Raw genomic sequence first — 13,760 nt, forward strand, 5'->3', positions numbered from 1 at the left:
TCGCCGCATCAGCGGGTGAAGGGCGGCAGAGCCGCGAACTCCGGTGCCACCCGGACCGCTTCGGCGAGCGTGTCGAGCACCCGCCGCACCCGCGTCAGCGGATGGTCCGGGAACTGCTGGTCCCACTGGGCGTGGTCGGCCGCGTGAAAGGGCAGTCCACCCTGCACCTCCGGGGCGTAGGGGTGCGGACGGAAGTAGTTGTCATGGCCGACCTGTGCCATCACCATGGCCTCGCGCATCCCGGTCGTCCCGCGCTCGGGAGCCTGGACCTTCACCACGGTGCTGCATGTGGCCCTCGGCACGGTGTAACTGCCGATGAAGGCCTGCCCCCTGGGCTGTCCCGGCAGCGGCAGCTTCAGTATCTGCTTGAGTGCCGGCAGCCCGTCGAGCGGCTTCACTGAGGCCTCGACCAGCCCTCCGCCCGCCTCGGCGGTGAGCCGGGTCAGCGCTGCCCGCAGAGCGGGCCCGTCGTCGAGCGACGCGGGCAGGTCCGGGATCAGTCCGAAGAAGTGCACCGACAGCAGGTCGCCGTCGTCGTTCGCCCAGACGTCCTGGTCGACAGGCCGGTAGCCGGGCAGTTCCACGCCAAGGAGAGCTCTCATGGGCGGCGATCATGCCGTACCCACCGGACTCCTCGGCACTCAGGGGGCGATGACCGGAACGGTCAACTGCGCGTCCCTGCGCACCAATGCGGCATAGCGGCCGTCCAGAGCGAGCAGCTTGTCGTGGCTGCCGCGCTCGGCCACGCGTCCCGCTTCGAGGACGACGATCTCGTCCGCGTCCCGGACGGTGGAGAGCCGGTGCGCGATGGTGATGGTCGTGCGGCCCGCGGACAGCGCGTCGATGGCCTCCTGCACCGCGTACTCGGTGCGGGTGTCGAGGGCGCTGGTCGCCTCGTCGAGGATGAGCACGGGCGGGTCGCGCAGGATTGTGCGGGCGATGGCCAGGCGCTGCTTCTCGCCTCCGGAGAACCGGTATCCCCGCTCGCCGACCAGGGTGTCGTACCCGTCGGGCAGGGACACGATGTGGTCGTGGATCTGTGCGGCCCGGGCGGCCGCCTCGATCTCCGCGTCCGTGGCATCCGGCTTGGCGAAGCGCAGGTTCTCGGCCACGGAGGCATGGAAGAGATAGGTCTCCTGGGAGACCACGCCGACGGCTCGCGCGAGGGTGTCGAAGTCCAGGTCGCGGACGTCGACTCCGTCGATCGTGACCCTGCCTCCGGTGACGTCGTACAGCCGGGGCACCAGGTAGCTCAGGGTGGACTTGCCGGATCCGGTGGGACCCACGACGGCGAGCCGCCCTCCGGCCGGCACGGTCACATCGACGCCGTCGATGGTGAGCTCGGTCTGGGTGGCGTCGTAGGCGAAGTCGATGTCCTCGAAGCGGACTTCTCCCCGGATCGTGTCGAGCCGCACCGGCTTCTCCGGTTCGGTGATCTCCACGGGAAGGTCGAGGTACTCGAAGATGCGCTGGAAGAGCGCGAGGGACGCCTGCATCTGCACTCCGGTGGAGAGCAGGCTCACGGCCGGGCGGAACAGGCCCTGCTGGAGCGAGACGAAGGCGACGAGGGTGCCGATGGAGATCGTCGGCCCGCCGCTCTGGAGGGCGACCCCGGCGGCCCAGTAGATGAGGGCCGGCATCGCGGCCATGACGATGCCGATGGTCGACATCCGCCAGCGGCCGGCCATGCTGGAGCGCACTTCGAGGTCGACGAGGCGCTCGGACTCCTCCGCGAAGGACTTGGTGAGCGAGTCGGCCCGGCCCATGGTGCGGCCGAGCAGGATGCCGCTGACCGAGAGCGACTCGGTGACGGTCGCGGCCATCACCGCCATCTGTTTCTGGCGCTGGGTGGTGATGCGCTTGCGTTCGTTGCCCACGCGGCGGCTGATCCAGACGAAGAGCGGCAGCAGGAGCAGCGAGACGACGGTGAGCCGCCAGTCGAGCGCGAGCATGGCCACCACCGTGGCGACGACGGCCGTGAGGTTGGAGACCAGGGAGGTGGCGGTGGAGGTCACGGTCGCCTGCATCCCGCCGATGTCGTTGGCGATCCGTGACTGGACCTCGCCGGTGCGCGTCCTGGTGAAGAAGGCGAGCGGCATCCGCTGGAGCTGGGCGTAGACCGCGGTGCGCAGATCGTGCATCACGCGCTGGCCGACGGTGGTGGAGATCAGTGTCTGCAGGACGCCGAAGACGCTGGTCATCACCGCGGTGAGGATCATGCCGAGGGCGAGCAGACTGAGCAGACCGGTACGGCCCTGCGGGATCGCGGTGTCGAGAATCTCGCGCAGCATGAAGGGCGAGGCGACGGAGACGGCCGACGCGGCGCCGACGAGCAGTCCGACGATCGCGAGTCGGCCGCGGTAGGGACGGAAGAGCCGGAGGATCCGGGGGACCTCGGCCCTCGGTTGTTCCGGTTCCTTGGCGTGGGCGTTCCACGGGGTGGCTTCGGGGTGCATGGGCTCCTTCGAGGGTTTCGCCGGAATGTCCGGGCTCGATGTCTGTCGACGACGGTCATGACTGCTGGGTCGCACGTACCGCATGTACCGCACGCACGGCCGCGCGTACCGCACGTACGGGATGAGTCCGGACGTACAGGAAGAGATTTCGAGAGCTTAGCTCACTGTTACCTATATTCACAATGAGCCTGGTCCTGATATTGTTCCCGCATGAGCACACCCGACCCCGACGGCCTGCTGGCCGAGCAGTTGCTGCGGCTGACCCGGAGACTGCATCGCAGCCAGAAGCGGCAGCTGGAGTCGGCCGACATCGCGATCACCCCCGCGCAGTCCCGTCTGCTGCGCACCCTCGCCCACTACGACGACCCGCCGCGCATGGCGGATCTCGCGTCGCGCCTGGAGGTGGTCCCGCGCGCCGTGACGAGCCTGGTGGACGGGCTGGAGGCGAGCGGCTGCGTCCGCCGCGCCCCCGACCCCAGCAACCGCCGCGTGATCCGCATCGAGCTCACCGACACCGGCCGCGCCACCCTCCGGGCCCTGCGGGCCGCGCGCCGCGCCGCCGCGGAGGACATCCTCGCCCCGCTCACCGCCGACCAGCGTGAGGTGTTCGGCGGGCTGCTCTCCACCCTGGTCGACGGTCCCCGGGTCGGCTGCTGACGCCTCCGGCACGCCCCGCGACGAAGAGTCCATGTGTTCCCACCCAAGAGTCCAAACGCGGCTCTTGCTCATCACCAGCCTCAACACCCATGGTCCTAGCCGAGGTTCATGACCCGGCCGCGCACCAGCTTTCGTGGAGGCTCGATGAACGACGCAGCGATACCGGACCAGCGCAGTGACGACGGCGACGACGACGGCTCGATGAGCCGTCGTTCTGTTCTGCGGACCACGGCGGGCGTCGCGGGAGCGGGGCTCGGCCTCAGCGCCCTGGGAACCGGCACCGCGGCCGCCGCCCAGACCGCGAGATCCGCCGCCACACCACAAGCGCCGTCCCCCGCGCGGCAGGGGCGCACCATGGCCGGGGTGCCCTTCGAGCGCCGCGGGACGGTGCGCGTCGGCATCATCGGCCTCGGCAATCGCGGCGGCAGCATGATCGATCTCTTCCTCGCCGTCCCCGGCGTCCGGGTGGTCGCCGTGTGCGATCCGGTGAAGGCCAAGACCGAGAGCGCCGCCGCGAAGGTCGTGGCCGCCGGGCAGGCCGCGCCGGCCGTCTACACCAAGGGCGACGACGACTACGAGAACCTCTGCGGGCGCGGCGACATCGACTTCGTCTATGTCGCGACGCCCTGGGACCTCCACTTCGAGATGGCGAAGACCGCGCTCCTCAACGGCAAACACGTCGGCGTGGAGTGTCCGGTCGCGATGAGGTTGGACGAACTGTGGGCGCTGGTCGATCTCTCCGAGCGCACCCGCCGGCACTGCATGCAGCTGGAGAACTGTTGCTACGGCCGCAACGAGATGCGGGTGCTGCGGATGGCGCACGCGGGCAAGTTCGGTGAACTCCTGCACGGGGCGGGGGCGTACAACCACGATCTGCGCGGCCTGATGTTCGATCCGGACTACTACGAGGGCCCGTGGCGCAGGCTGTGGCACACCAGGTTGCGCGGGGATCTGTACCCCAACCACGGCTTCGGCCCCGTCGCCAACTACCTGGACGTCAACCGCGGTGACCGCGTGGTGAGCATCTCCAGTTTCGGCACCCCGGCGCTGGGCCTGGCGGAGTACCGCGAGGCGCACATGCCGCCGGGCGATCCGAGCTGGAAGGAGACGTACATCGAGAGCGACCGGACGATCAGCATGCTCCGCACCGCGAAGGGGCGGGTCATCCGGCTGGAGCATGATGTGTCGACTCCGCACCCGTACAGCCGGATCAACAGCCTCGGCGGCACGAAGGGCGTCTTCGAGGACTACCCCGCGCGCATCTACATCGAGCCCGATCACTCCGACGACGCCTGGGGCGACTTCGAGGCGTACACGGAGTGGGACCACTGGCTTTGGAAGGAGCACTCCGACCCGCCGGGCGGCCATGGCGGCATGGACTACATCATGATCTTCCGGGTGATGCAGTGCATGCGGCTGGGGCTGGTCCCGGACTTCGACGTCTACGACGCGGCGACCTGGACGGCGCCCGTCCCACTCAGCCATGCGTCGGTGAAGGCGAAGGGCGCGCCGATGGAGATGCCCGACTTCACTCGCGGCGAGTGGCGCGAGCCGCGCTCCGGCGTGGACTCGGACAAGCCGTAGACATCGCGCGGGGCCGGGTAGACGCCGACCGGGCCCCGCGCTCCGTCGGCGTCCCGCACCGGGCACCAGCACCAGCGCCGGCACCGCACCAGCACCAGCAGCGGGTGTTCAGCAGCGCCGCCGGTCCTCCGTGAGCATGCCCTGAACCGTCGTCAGGCTCCGGTCGTAGCAGCCCTCCGAGCCGTGGAGCCGGTACCGCTCCGCGGTTCGGCCCACCGCGTGCCGCTGATCGCGCGGCACGTCGGCCGTGTACGTCGCATCCCCGGTGTACCGGTCGTCCAGCCGCGACCACGCGAGCCGCCGGCCGTCACGCACCTCGGCCGTGTCGGCCGTGTCCCCCAGCGTGAGCACGGTCCGCAGCCGGTCGCCGGCACCGAGCGTGGTGGTGCCGTCCATGGTGTGGACGCGGTGGGTGACGGTGGTCCGCCCGCCGGTCGTGACCGTCTCGTCGTCCGTCCAGGTCGCCTTGAGCGCGTCGAGCTTCTCGTCCTCGGTCCAGCGGTGGACGGACGCGTTCCCGACCGCGCGGCTCACGGTCGTCGTGACCCGCCCGTGCGAGGTGTCGAGATACCCGCTCACGGTGAGGCGGTGGCCGCCCTTCGTGTCGAGGCGGTGCTCCGGACCGGGCGTGTGGCGCACCGAGGCGACCGGGGTGCTCTCGTGATGGCGGGTCAGCCCGCCGGTGACCACCGTGCTGGCCTCGTCCTGCCACACCAGCACGTTGGTGGGGGTGCTCCATCCGGGCCGGCCCGCGGGGACCCCGGCGACGGACACCTCGACGCGGTGCTCCCGGCCGTCGTTGAGCAGGGCGGCAAAGGGGGTGAGGTCGTACTGGAGCGGCTTGATGTCGAACGCCCGCGGCCCCGGGATCACGTACCAGAGAAAGGGGTTGGACCAGCCACCGGTCCAGACCGTCGGGAACGGCGCCGCGATGCCCGCGAGCCGGCCGTCCACCCTGATCTGCACTTCGCGGTAGGGGCCGTCGGTGGCCTTGCAGGAGTAGGGGGCGGAATCCGGGACGGTGAGGTACCAGTACTCCTCGCAGCCGCCGCCGGAACCCGTGGCGTACACCTCGGCCACGATGCGTTCGGAGTTGCGGGGCGTGGTGAGCGAGGTGCCGTTCAGGGCGAGCACCCGGTCGGGGACGGCGGCGGGCCGAGCCGCGCCGTGGGCGGCGTAGAAGGTGAGCGTGACCTTGACGTCGATGATCCCGGTGTAGGTCTCGTCGACGACGTTGCCGATCAGCATCTCGACCGGCTGGGCTCCGCGCAGGAGCTCGCTGTAGCGCGTGACGTCCTTCTCCACCGACCAGGCGATGCCGTCGGGCGAGGGCTGCGGTGTCGAGGTGCGCAGGATCTCCACGCCCCCGACGGCCAGATGGCCCAGACGGTCGTACTGGCGGCCCTTCACGTTCCCGTCGAGCCGAAGCACCACCTTGCTCCAGCGGTCGCCGCAGCCCTTCGGAGGCGTGTAACTCCCGCGGTAGGGCGTGAAGTCGCGGAACTGCGCCTGCGCCACCGTCACCTCACAGGACCGGGTGTCCGGGCGGGTGACGGGCGGTGCGGCGGTGACGGGGTCGTGCCAGTCGCTGCCGAACTCGGCCGGCGGTTCGGATGCCGACGGTTTTGATGCCGGCGGTTCGGATGCCGACGGTTTTGATGCCGACGCCCCGGTAGCCGGCGGTTCCGATGCCGATGGTCGGGCGCCGGGCGGTTCGGCAGTCGCCACGGCGGGCCCCGCGCCGAGCAGTGTTCCGCTCACCAGAACCAGCCCGGCGAGCATGGACATGATCTGTCGTCTCATGCCCCAGGAGTGAACCGGCGACCGCCCCGGCACGCCAGGCCCGCGGACCGGAGAATGGCGCGTTCTGCCTTGTCACGCCCAAAAACCGATTGCGGACAGCGCCTTCGAAAGGCGAACCTTGCACGGTTTGCGCCACCCGTTTCGAGCTCTGGGACGTCATGCAGATTCGCGATCTTCCGTACACCGACCCGGGCTCGCCGGATGCCAGGTCGGGGCCGCGGTTCCTGCTCTGGCTCGGGCGCAATCAGCTGGACGGCCAGCTCAAGGCGCTGGCCTGGGGGCTGCTGCACTTCTGCGGTGTGGCGGGCCTGCCGCTGGGCGTCGGCCGGGCCGTGCAGGCGGTCGTGGACCGCTCCGGCAGCGGGCTCGCGCTCTCCGGCGCGGTGATCGTCCTGTGCGGTGTGGCGATCACCGTGGGCGACACCATGCTGCACCGCGCCGCCGTCACCAACTGGATCACCGCCGCGGCCCGGGTCCAGCAGCTGCTGGCACGCAAGGCCGCGGAGCTGGGCTCGGCACTGACCCGCCGGGTCGCCGCCGGCGAAGTGGTCGCGGTCTCCACCGGCGACGTGGAGAAGATCGGCTGGTTCGTCGAAGCCGTCTCCCGTTTCGCCGCGGCCGCCCTCACCGTGATCCTGGTCTGCGTCGGCCTGCTGCTCTACGAGCCGGAGCTCGGCGTGATCGTCGCCATCGGTGTGCCGGTGCTGGCGCTCGCGGTGCTGCCACTGCTCCCCCACGCCACCCGTCGCGCCGACATCCAGCGGGAGAAGGCCGGCAGGGCCACCGAGCTGGCCTCGGACACCGTCGCCGGACTGCGCGTTCTGCGCGGCATCGGCGGCGAGGAGCTGTTCCTCGGCCGCTACCGCGCCGCCTCCCAGGAAGTCCGCAGGGCAGCGGTCCGCAGTGCCCGGATGTGGGCGCTGATCTCGGCGATCCAGGTCCTGCTGCCGGGTCTGCTGCTGATCGCGGTGGTCTGGTTCGGCGCGGGGCTCGTCCGGGACGGCCGGATCGGCGTGGGTGAGCTGGTCACCGCGTTCAGCGCGGTGACGCTCCTGATGTACCCGCTGCGGCACTTCGAGGAAATCGCCATGGCGTACTCCTTCTCGCGGCCCTCCGCGAAACGTGCCGCCCGGGTGCTGGCGCTGCGCCGTACGACGGAGCCGTCCGGGGTGGAGTACGGCAGCCCGAGCGGTGACCTGTACGACCCCGCGACCGGCGTCCTCGCCCCGACGGGCCGGTTCACCGCCGTCGTGTGCGGGGACCCGGACGCGGCCGGCGTCCTGGCGGAACGGCTCGGCGGGCACGCGACCGAGGCCGTGGACGGCACGCCTTCCGTGCTACTGGGCGGTGTGCCGCTGGACGAGCTGGAGCTGGACGCTTCACGCAGCGCCGTCCTGGTCCAGGACAAGGACCCGGTGCTGCTCTCCGGCACGCTGCGGGAGCTGCTCGACGTACCGGGCTCCGGTCAGGTGCCCGCCGAGGACGCACTCGCGGCCGCGCAGTGCGCCGATGTCCTGGACGCGCTCGCGCAGGCGTCCGTGGAGGACGACGGCGATCCGATGGAGACACGGATCACCGAACGCGGCCGGTCGCTCTCGGGCGGGCAGCGCCAGCGGCTCGCCCTTGCCCGGTCGCTGGTCACCGACCCCGAGGTGCTCGTCCTGGACGAGCCGACGTCCGCCGTGGACTCGCACACGGAGGCGCGGATCGCCGAGGGGATCCGCACACTGCGCACCGGCCGCACCACGGTGGTGTTCGCCTCGTCGCCGCTCCTGCTGGACCGCGCGGACCAGGTGGTGTTCGTGCACGACGGAAAGGTCGCGGCGGTCGGCACCCACCGCGAACTGCTGCACGGCGTCGAGTACCGGGCGGTCGTGACCCGTGAGACCGAGGAGGAGCGACTCGGCGACGCACAGGCCGCCGACGAGCTCGCGGAACTGGAAAGGATGGAGGAGTCGGCGTGATCGGCGTGGCACCACCGGCATACGATCCGGCGGCCCCGGAGTCGACGGCGACCCTGCCCGTCGGTACCCCGGCGACGGTGCGGACCTACGTCCGCGAACTGCTGCGGCGGCATCGCGGGGCCTTCGTCCTGCTGGTCTCCGTCAACGCCGTCGCGGTGATCGCCTCGATGGTCGGCCCCTACCTGCTCGGCGGACTGGTCGAGGACCTCGCCGACGGAGCGCGCGATCTGCACCTGGAGCGCACGGCGGCCCTGTTCGCGATCGCCCTGGTCGTGCAGACCGTCTTCACCCGGCTGATGCGGCTGCGCGGCGCCATGCTCGGCGAGGAGATGCTGGCCGACCTGCGCGAGGACTTCCTCGTACGGTCGGTGGGTCTGCCGCCGGGCGTGCTGGAGCGGGCCGGGACCGGTGATCTGCTGTCCCGCATCACCACCGACATCGACCGGCTGGCCAACGCGATGCGCGAGGCGGTGCCGCAGCTGGCGATCGGCGTGGTCTGGGCAGGCCTGCTCATCGGCGCGCTCACCGTGACCGCGCCGCCGCTGGCGCTGGCCGTGCTGGTCGCCCTCCCGGTCCTGGTGATCGGCTGCCGCTGGTACTTCCGGCGGGCGCCCTCCGCGTACCGCTCGGAGGCCGCCGGGTACGCGGCGGTCGCCGCGGTGCTGGCCGAGACGGTGGACGCCGGCCGGACGGTGGAGGCGCACCGGCTCGGGGGCCGCCGGGTCTCCCTGTCCGAGCAAAGGATCAAGGAGTGGACCGCCTGGGAGCGCTACACGCTCTATCTGCGGTCGGTGCTCTTCCCGGTCATCAACGTGACCCATGTGACGATCCTCGGCGCGGTGCTGCTCCTCGGCGGCGTCTTCGTCCTCCAGGGGTGGATCTCCGTGGGTCAGCTGACGACGGGTGCGCTGCTGGCGCAGATGATGGTCGATCCGGTCAATCTGATCCTGCGCTGGTACGACGAGCTCCAGGTCGCCCAGGTGTCGATCGCCCGGCTCGTCGGCGTACGCGACATCGAGCCGGACGCCGGGGACGCACGGGTGAAGCCCGAGGGACGGGACGTCCGCGCGGACGAGGTGCACTTCGGCTATCGGGAGGGTTTGGACGTCCTCCACGAGGTGTCCCTGTCGGTCGCGCCCGGCACCCGGCTGGCGCTGGTCGGCCCGTCCGGCGCGGGCAAGTCGACGCTGGGCCGGCTGCTGGCGGGCATCTACGCCCCGCGGGCGGGCCGGGTCTCGCTCGGCGACGCCGAGCTGTCCCGGATGCCGGCCGAGCGGATCCGCGAGCATGTGGCCCTGGTCAACCAGGAACACCACGTCTTCGTCGGCTCGCTGAGGGACAACCTTCTGCTGGCGCGCACGCGAGCGGCGGACGCGGAGCTGTGGGCCGCGCTCGGCGCGGTGGACGCGGACGGCTGGGCGCAGGCGCTCGACGAGGGCCTGGACACGGAGGTCGGCTCGGGCGGTCTCGCGCTCACCCCGGCACAGGCCCAGCAGATCGCGCTGGCCCGGCTGGTTCTGGCCGACCCGCACACACTGGTGCTGGACGAGGCGACCTCGCTGCTCGACCCGCGCGCCGCCCGTCATCTGGAGCGCTCGCTCGCGCGCGTCCTGGACGGCCGTACGGTCGTGGCGATCGCCCACCGGCTGCACACCGCTCACGACGCGGATGTGATCGCGGTGGTAGAGGACGGCCGGATCAGCGAGCTGGGCAACCACGACGAACTGGTCGCGGCGGACGGGGCGTACGCGGCGCTGTGGCGCTCCTGGCACGGCTGAGCCTGCCGCGGGCGGTGGGCGCTCTGGATGTACGGGGAGGGGTGGGCGCTCTAGATGTAGTTGAGCGCCGCGGCGCCGCCCACTCCTCCGAGCAGCATGAAGACCGGCATCAGCACCTTGAGCTCCACCCAGCTGCCCGCGCGGAACCGCATCGGCTTCGGCGGGCCGATCGGGTACCAGCGCTTGTTGCCCACGGGGATCGGCCACAGGATCGGGCAGCCCGAGATGGTCAGGGCGTCACCGACGTCGTGCACCAGGGCGCCGAGCACGACGGGCAGCCCGAGCCACAGGTACTCCTGGCCGGGTGCCGTGAACAGCCAGTCGGCTCCGTTGCCCGGCTGGTCCAGGACGCCCGCCAGGATCCAGGCACTGGTCGCACCCAGCAGCCACACCAGGACGTCGCTGGAGACCCGTGCCGCCCGCCACAGCAGCCCTTCCACCGCCAGCACGAGGTGGATGAAGAGAATCGCCAGCACGGCCCAGCGTCCGCCGGCGATCGCCAGCGCGGAGGTGCCGGCGCCGATCGTCACGGCCCAGAGCCAGGTGTGGGTCAGGGTGCGATGGCCGCCGGTCCTGCGTTTGTCCCCCGGCTTCCTGGTCGCCTTGTAGACCGCGTACGACAGCTTGTCCACGATTCCGCAGAGGGCGCGCGATATCGGGCCGAAGGCGCGGGAGATCGTCGCCGCCTTGTGGTCCAGGTCCGGCGCCAGTGCGGCCCCGGCGCAGATCAGCGACCCGACGACGAGTACCGGCCATGGCATCGGGTGCCCGGCGGCGGCCGTCGCCGCACCCACCCCGAGCCAGGCAGCTGCCCCGGACAGCGAATGCGCCGGTCCCATCATGTGCGTTCCCGCCCCCGTCGATCCCGTGGTGAAGCTCATGGTGCTTGCGGTGAAGCCCAGTTGACGTGTCAGCGTATCGCTCGTGATCTTCCCTCCACCGTCCGGTTCCCTCATCCGGACCGAAGGCAGGCAAGATGGGGGGCGTGACCCTTATCGATCAGCTGCCGCCGGATGCCGACCCCGATGCCCTCTTCGAGGCCTTCACCTCATGGGCCGAGGGCCAGGGCATCACGCTCTATCCGGCTCAGGAGGAAGCGCTGATCGAGGTGGTTTCCGGGGCGAACGTGATCCTTTCGACCCCGACCGGCTCGGGCAAGAGCCTCGTCGCGGCGGGCGCGCACTTCACGGCGCTGGCCAAGGACCAGGTCACCTTCTACACCGCGCCGATCAAGGCGCTCGTCTCGGAGAAGTTCTTCGACCTGTGCAAGCTCTTCGGCACGGAGAACGTCGGCATGCTGACCGGCGACGCCTCGGTCAACGCCGACGCCCCCGTCATCTGCTGCACCGCCGAGGTGCTCGCCTCCATCGCCCTGCGCGACGGCAAGCACGCCGACATCGGCCAGGTCGTGATGGACGAGTTCCACTTCTACGCCGAGCCCGACCGCGGCTGGGCGTGGCAGATCCCGCTGCTGGAGCTGCCGCAGGCCCAGTTCGTCCTCATGTCGGCGACGCTCGGCGACGTGTCGATGTTCGAGAAGGACCTGACCCGGCGCACGGGCCGGCCGACCGCGGTCGTCCGGTCGGCGACCCGGCCCGTCCCGCTCTCGTACGAGTATGTGACGACGCCGATCACCGAGACCCTGACCGAGCTGCTGGAGACCCGGCAGGCACCGGTCTACATCGTGCACTTCACGCAGGCCCAGGCGGTCGAGCGCGCGCAGTCGCTGATGAGCATCAACATGTGCACGCGCGAGGAGAAGGACAAGATCGCCGAGCTCATCGGCAATTTCCGGTTCACCACCAGGTTCGGCCAGAACCTCTCCCGTTTCGTGCGCCATGGCATCGGTGTGCACCACGCCGGCATGCTGCCCAAGTACCGCCGGCTGGTCGAGAAGCTGGCGCAGGCGGGTCTGCTGAAGGTCATCTGCGGTACGGACACCCTCGGGGTGGGCGTCAACGTCCCCATTCGCACGGTGCTGTTCACCGCGCTCACCAAGTACGACGGCACCCGGGTGCGCACCCTGCGCGCCCGTGAGTTCCATCAGATCGCGGGCCGTGCCGGCCGGGCCGGCTTCGACACCGCCGGCTTCGTGGTCGCCCAGGCTCCCGAGCACGTCATCGAGAACGAGAAGGCGCTGGCGAAGGCGGGCGACGACCCGAAGAAGCGCCGCAAGGTGGTCAGGAAGAAGGCGCCGGAGGGCTTCGTCGCCTGGTCGGACACCACGTTCGAGAAGCTGATCGGCTCCGAGCCGGAGCCGCTGACCTCGCGCTTCCGGGTCACCAACATCATGCTGCTCTCGGTGATCGCCCGGCCGGGGAACGCCTTCGAGGCCATGCGTCGTCTGCTGGAGGACAACCACGAGCCGCGCAAGGCACAGCTGCGGCACATCCGCCGGGCCATCGCCATCTACCGCTCGCTGCTGGACGGCGGTGTGGTGGAACAACTGGAGACACCCGACGCGGAGGGCCGCACCATCCGGCTCACCGTCGACCTCCAGCAGGACTTCGCGCTGAACCAGCCGCTGTCGACATTCGCCCTGGCCGCCTTCGACCTGCTCGACCCCGAATCGCCGTCCTACGCCCTGGACATGGTCTCCGTGGTCGAGTCGACGCTCGACGACCCCCGCCAGATCCTCGCCGCGATGCAGAACAAGGCGCGCGGTGAGGCAGTGGGACAGATGAAGGCCGACGGCGTGGAGTACGAGGAGCGCATGGAGCGGCTCCAGGACATCTCGTACCCGAAGCCGCTCGAAGAGCTGCTGTGGCACGCGTACAACGTCTACAAGAAGTCGCACCCCTGGGTCGGTGACCACCCGGTCTCCCCGAAGTCCGTGATCCGGGACATGTACGAACGAGCCCTGACGTTCACGGAGTTCACTTCCTGGTACGAACTCGCGCGCACCGAGGGCATCGTGCTGCGCTATCTGGCGAGCGCGTACAAGGCGCTGGAGCACACCATCCCGGACGACCTGAAGTCCGAGGACCTGGAGGATCTGATCGCCTGGCTCGGCGAGATGGTCCGTCAGGTCGACTCCAGCCTGCTGGACGAGTGGGAGCAGCTGGCCAATCCGGAGGTGGAGACCGCCGAGGAGGCCCAGGAGAGGGCCGACCAGGTCAAGCCGGTCACGGCCAACGCGCGCGCCTTCCGGGTGCTCGTGCGCAACGCGATGTTCCGGCGGGTGGAACTGGCCGCGCTGGACAGGGTCGACGACCTCGGCGAGCTGGACGCGGAGTCCGGCTGGGACGCGGACGCCTGGGGCGAGGCGATGGACGGGTACTGGGACGAGTACGAGGAGCTGGGCACCGGCCCGGACGCCCGCGGCCCCAAGCTGCTGATCATCGAGGAGGACGCGCCGCACGGCCTGTGGCGCGTCCGGCAGATCTTCGCCGATCCGAACGGCGACCATGACTGGGGCATCAGCGCCGAGGTCGATCTCGCGGCCTCCGACGAACAGGCACAGGCCGTCGTGCGTGTGACCGCCGTCGGTCAGCTGTGAGAACGCGCCTCGTGACAGC

9 protein-coding genes are annotated in these 13,760 nt (G+C 70.5%); 5 read left to right on the top strand and 4 right to left on the bottom strand.

Translation table 11 applies throughout. The features are described 5' to 3' along the window. Positions 1–8 precede the first annotated feature (8 nt). Entirely contained in the window at positions 9–602 is a 594-nt protein-coding gene (locus tag ABTX78_RS02075; RefSeq protein WP_352204881.1) for a hypothetical protein, read from the bottom strand. Between the two features lie 39 nt (positions 603–641). After that, positions 642–2,456 carry an ABC transporter ATP-binding protein gene (locus tag ABTX78_RS02080; protein WP_352204882.1) on the bottom strand — a complete coding sequence of 605 codons (1,815 nt, stop codon included), beginning with the start codon at positions 2,454–2,456 and terminating at the stop codon, positions 642–644. Between the two features lie 210 nt (positions 2,457–2,666). Between ABTX78_RS02080 and ABTX78_RS02085 the strand changes: the two genes are divergently transcribed. Together ABTX78_RS02085 and ABTX78_RS02090 are read left to right on the top strand one after the other, a co-directional pair. Beyond that, positions 2,667–3,113, top strand: coding sequence for a MarR family winged helix-turn-helix transcriptional regulator (locus ABTX78_RS02085; RefSeq protein WP_352204883.1), 447 nt, complete (start codon positions 2,667–2,669; stop codon positions 3,111–3,113). Positions 3,114–3,257: 144 nt separating this feature from the next. After that, on the top strand, positions 3,258–4,697 hold the full coding sequence (locus ABTX78_RS02090; protein ID WP_352204884.1) for a Gfo/Idh/MocA family protein: 1,440 nt from the start codon (positions 3,258–3,260) through the stop codon (positions 4,695–4,697). A gap of 108 nt (positions 4,698–4,805) precedes the next feature. On the opposite strand, the gene ABTX78_RS02095 is transcribed toward ABTX78_RS02090, so the two are convergent. After that, on the bottom strand, positions 4,806–6,500 hold the full coding sequence (locus ABTX78_RS02095; RefSeq protein ID WP_502993732.1) for a peptide-N4-asparagine amidase: 1,695 nt from the start codon (positions 6,498–6,500) through the stop codon (positions 4,806–4,808). A gap of 158 nt (positions 6,501–6,658) precedes the next feature. Between ABTX78_RS02095 and ABTX78_RS02100 the strand changes: the two genes are divergently transcribed. Together ABTX78_RS02100 and ABTX78_RS02105 are read left to right on the top strand one after the other, a co-directional pair. Beyond that, positions 6,659–8,464 (top strand): ABC transporter transmembrane domain-containing protein, encoded by a 1,806-nt coding sequence (locus tag ABTX78_RS02100; protein ID WP_352204885.1) that lies wholly within the window; start codon positions 6,659–6,661, stop codon positions 8,462–8,464. Continuing rightward, positions 8,461–10,242, top strand: a complete 1,782-nt coding sequence (locus tag ABTX78_RS02105) for an ABC transporter ATP-binding protein (protein ID WP_352204886.1) — start codon at positions 8,461–8,463, stop codon at positions 10,240–10,242. The genes ABTX78_RS02100 and ABTX78_RS02105 overlap by 4 nt, the downstream gene beginning before the upstream one ends. Positions 10,243–10,292: 50 nt before the next feature. Here the strand turns inward: ABTX78_RS02105 and ABTX78_RS02110 are convergent, their stop codons facing one another. Further along, on the bottom strand, positions 10,293–11,084 hold the full coding sequence (locus ABTX78_RS02110) for a metal-dependent hydrolase (RefSeq protein ID WP_352205021.1): 792 nt from the start codon (positions 11,082–11,084) through the stop codon (positions 10,293–10,295). Positions 11,085–11,227: 143 nt separating this feature from the next. Here ABTX78_RS02110 and ABTX78_RS02115 point away from each other — a divergent pair, with 143 nt between their 5' ends. Then, positions 11,228–13,741 carry a DEAD/DEAH box helicase gene (locus ABTX78_RS02115; RefSeq protein WP_352204887.1) on the top strand — a complete coding sequence of 838 codons (2,514 nt, stop codon included), beginning with the start codon at positions 11,228–11,230 and terminating at the stop codon, positions 13,739–13,741. Positions 13,742–13,760: the final 19 nt, after the last annotated feature.

It is taken from the genome of Streptomyces sp. NPDC096193, assembly GCF_040302905.1.
Taxonomy (GTDB): domain Bacteria; phylum Actinomycetota; class Actinomycetes; order Streptomycetales; family Streptomycetaceae; genus Streptomyces.

Excerpts from the sequence above, each read along its gene's own strand:
- ABTX78_RS02075 (WP_352204881.1), bottom strand. The coding sequence starts at position 602 with ATGAGAGCTCTCCTTGGCGTGGAACTGCCCGGCTACCGGCCTGTCGAC.
- ABTX78_RS02080 (WP_352204882.1), bottom strand. The coding sequence starts at position 2,456 with ATGCACCCCGAAGCCACCCCGTGGAACGCCCACGCCAAGGAACCGGAA.
- ABTX78_RS02085 (WP_352204883.1), top strand. The coding sequence starts at position 2,667 with ATGAGCACACCCGACCCCGACGGCCTGCTGGCCGAGCAGTTGCTGCGG.
- ABTX78_RS02090 (WP_352204884.1), top strand. The coding sequence starts at position 3,258 with ATGAACGACGCAGCGATACCGGACCAGCGCAGTGACGACGGCGACGAC.
- ABTX78_RS02095 (WP_502993732.1), bottom strand. The coding sequence starts at position 6,500 with ATGAGACGACAGATCATGTCCATGCTCGCCGGGCTGGTTCTGGTGAGC.
- ABTX78_RS02100 (WP_352204885.1), top strand. The coding sequence starts at position 6,659 with ATGCAGATTCGCGATCTTCCGTACACCGACCCGGGCTCGCCGGATGCC.
- ABTX78_RS02110 (WP_352205021.1), bottom strand. The coding sequence starts at position 11,084 with ATGATGGGACCGGCGCATTCGCTGTCCGGGGCAGCTGCCTGGCTCGGG.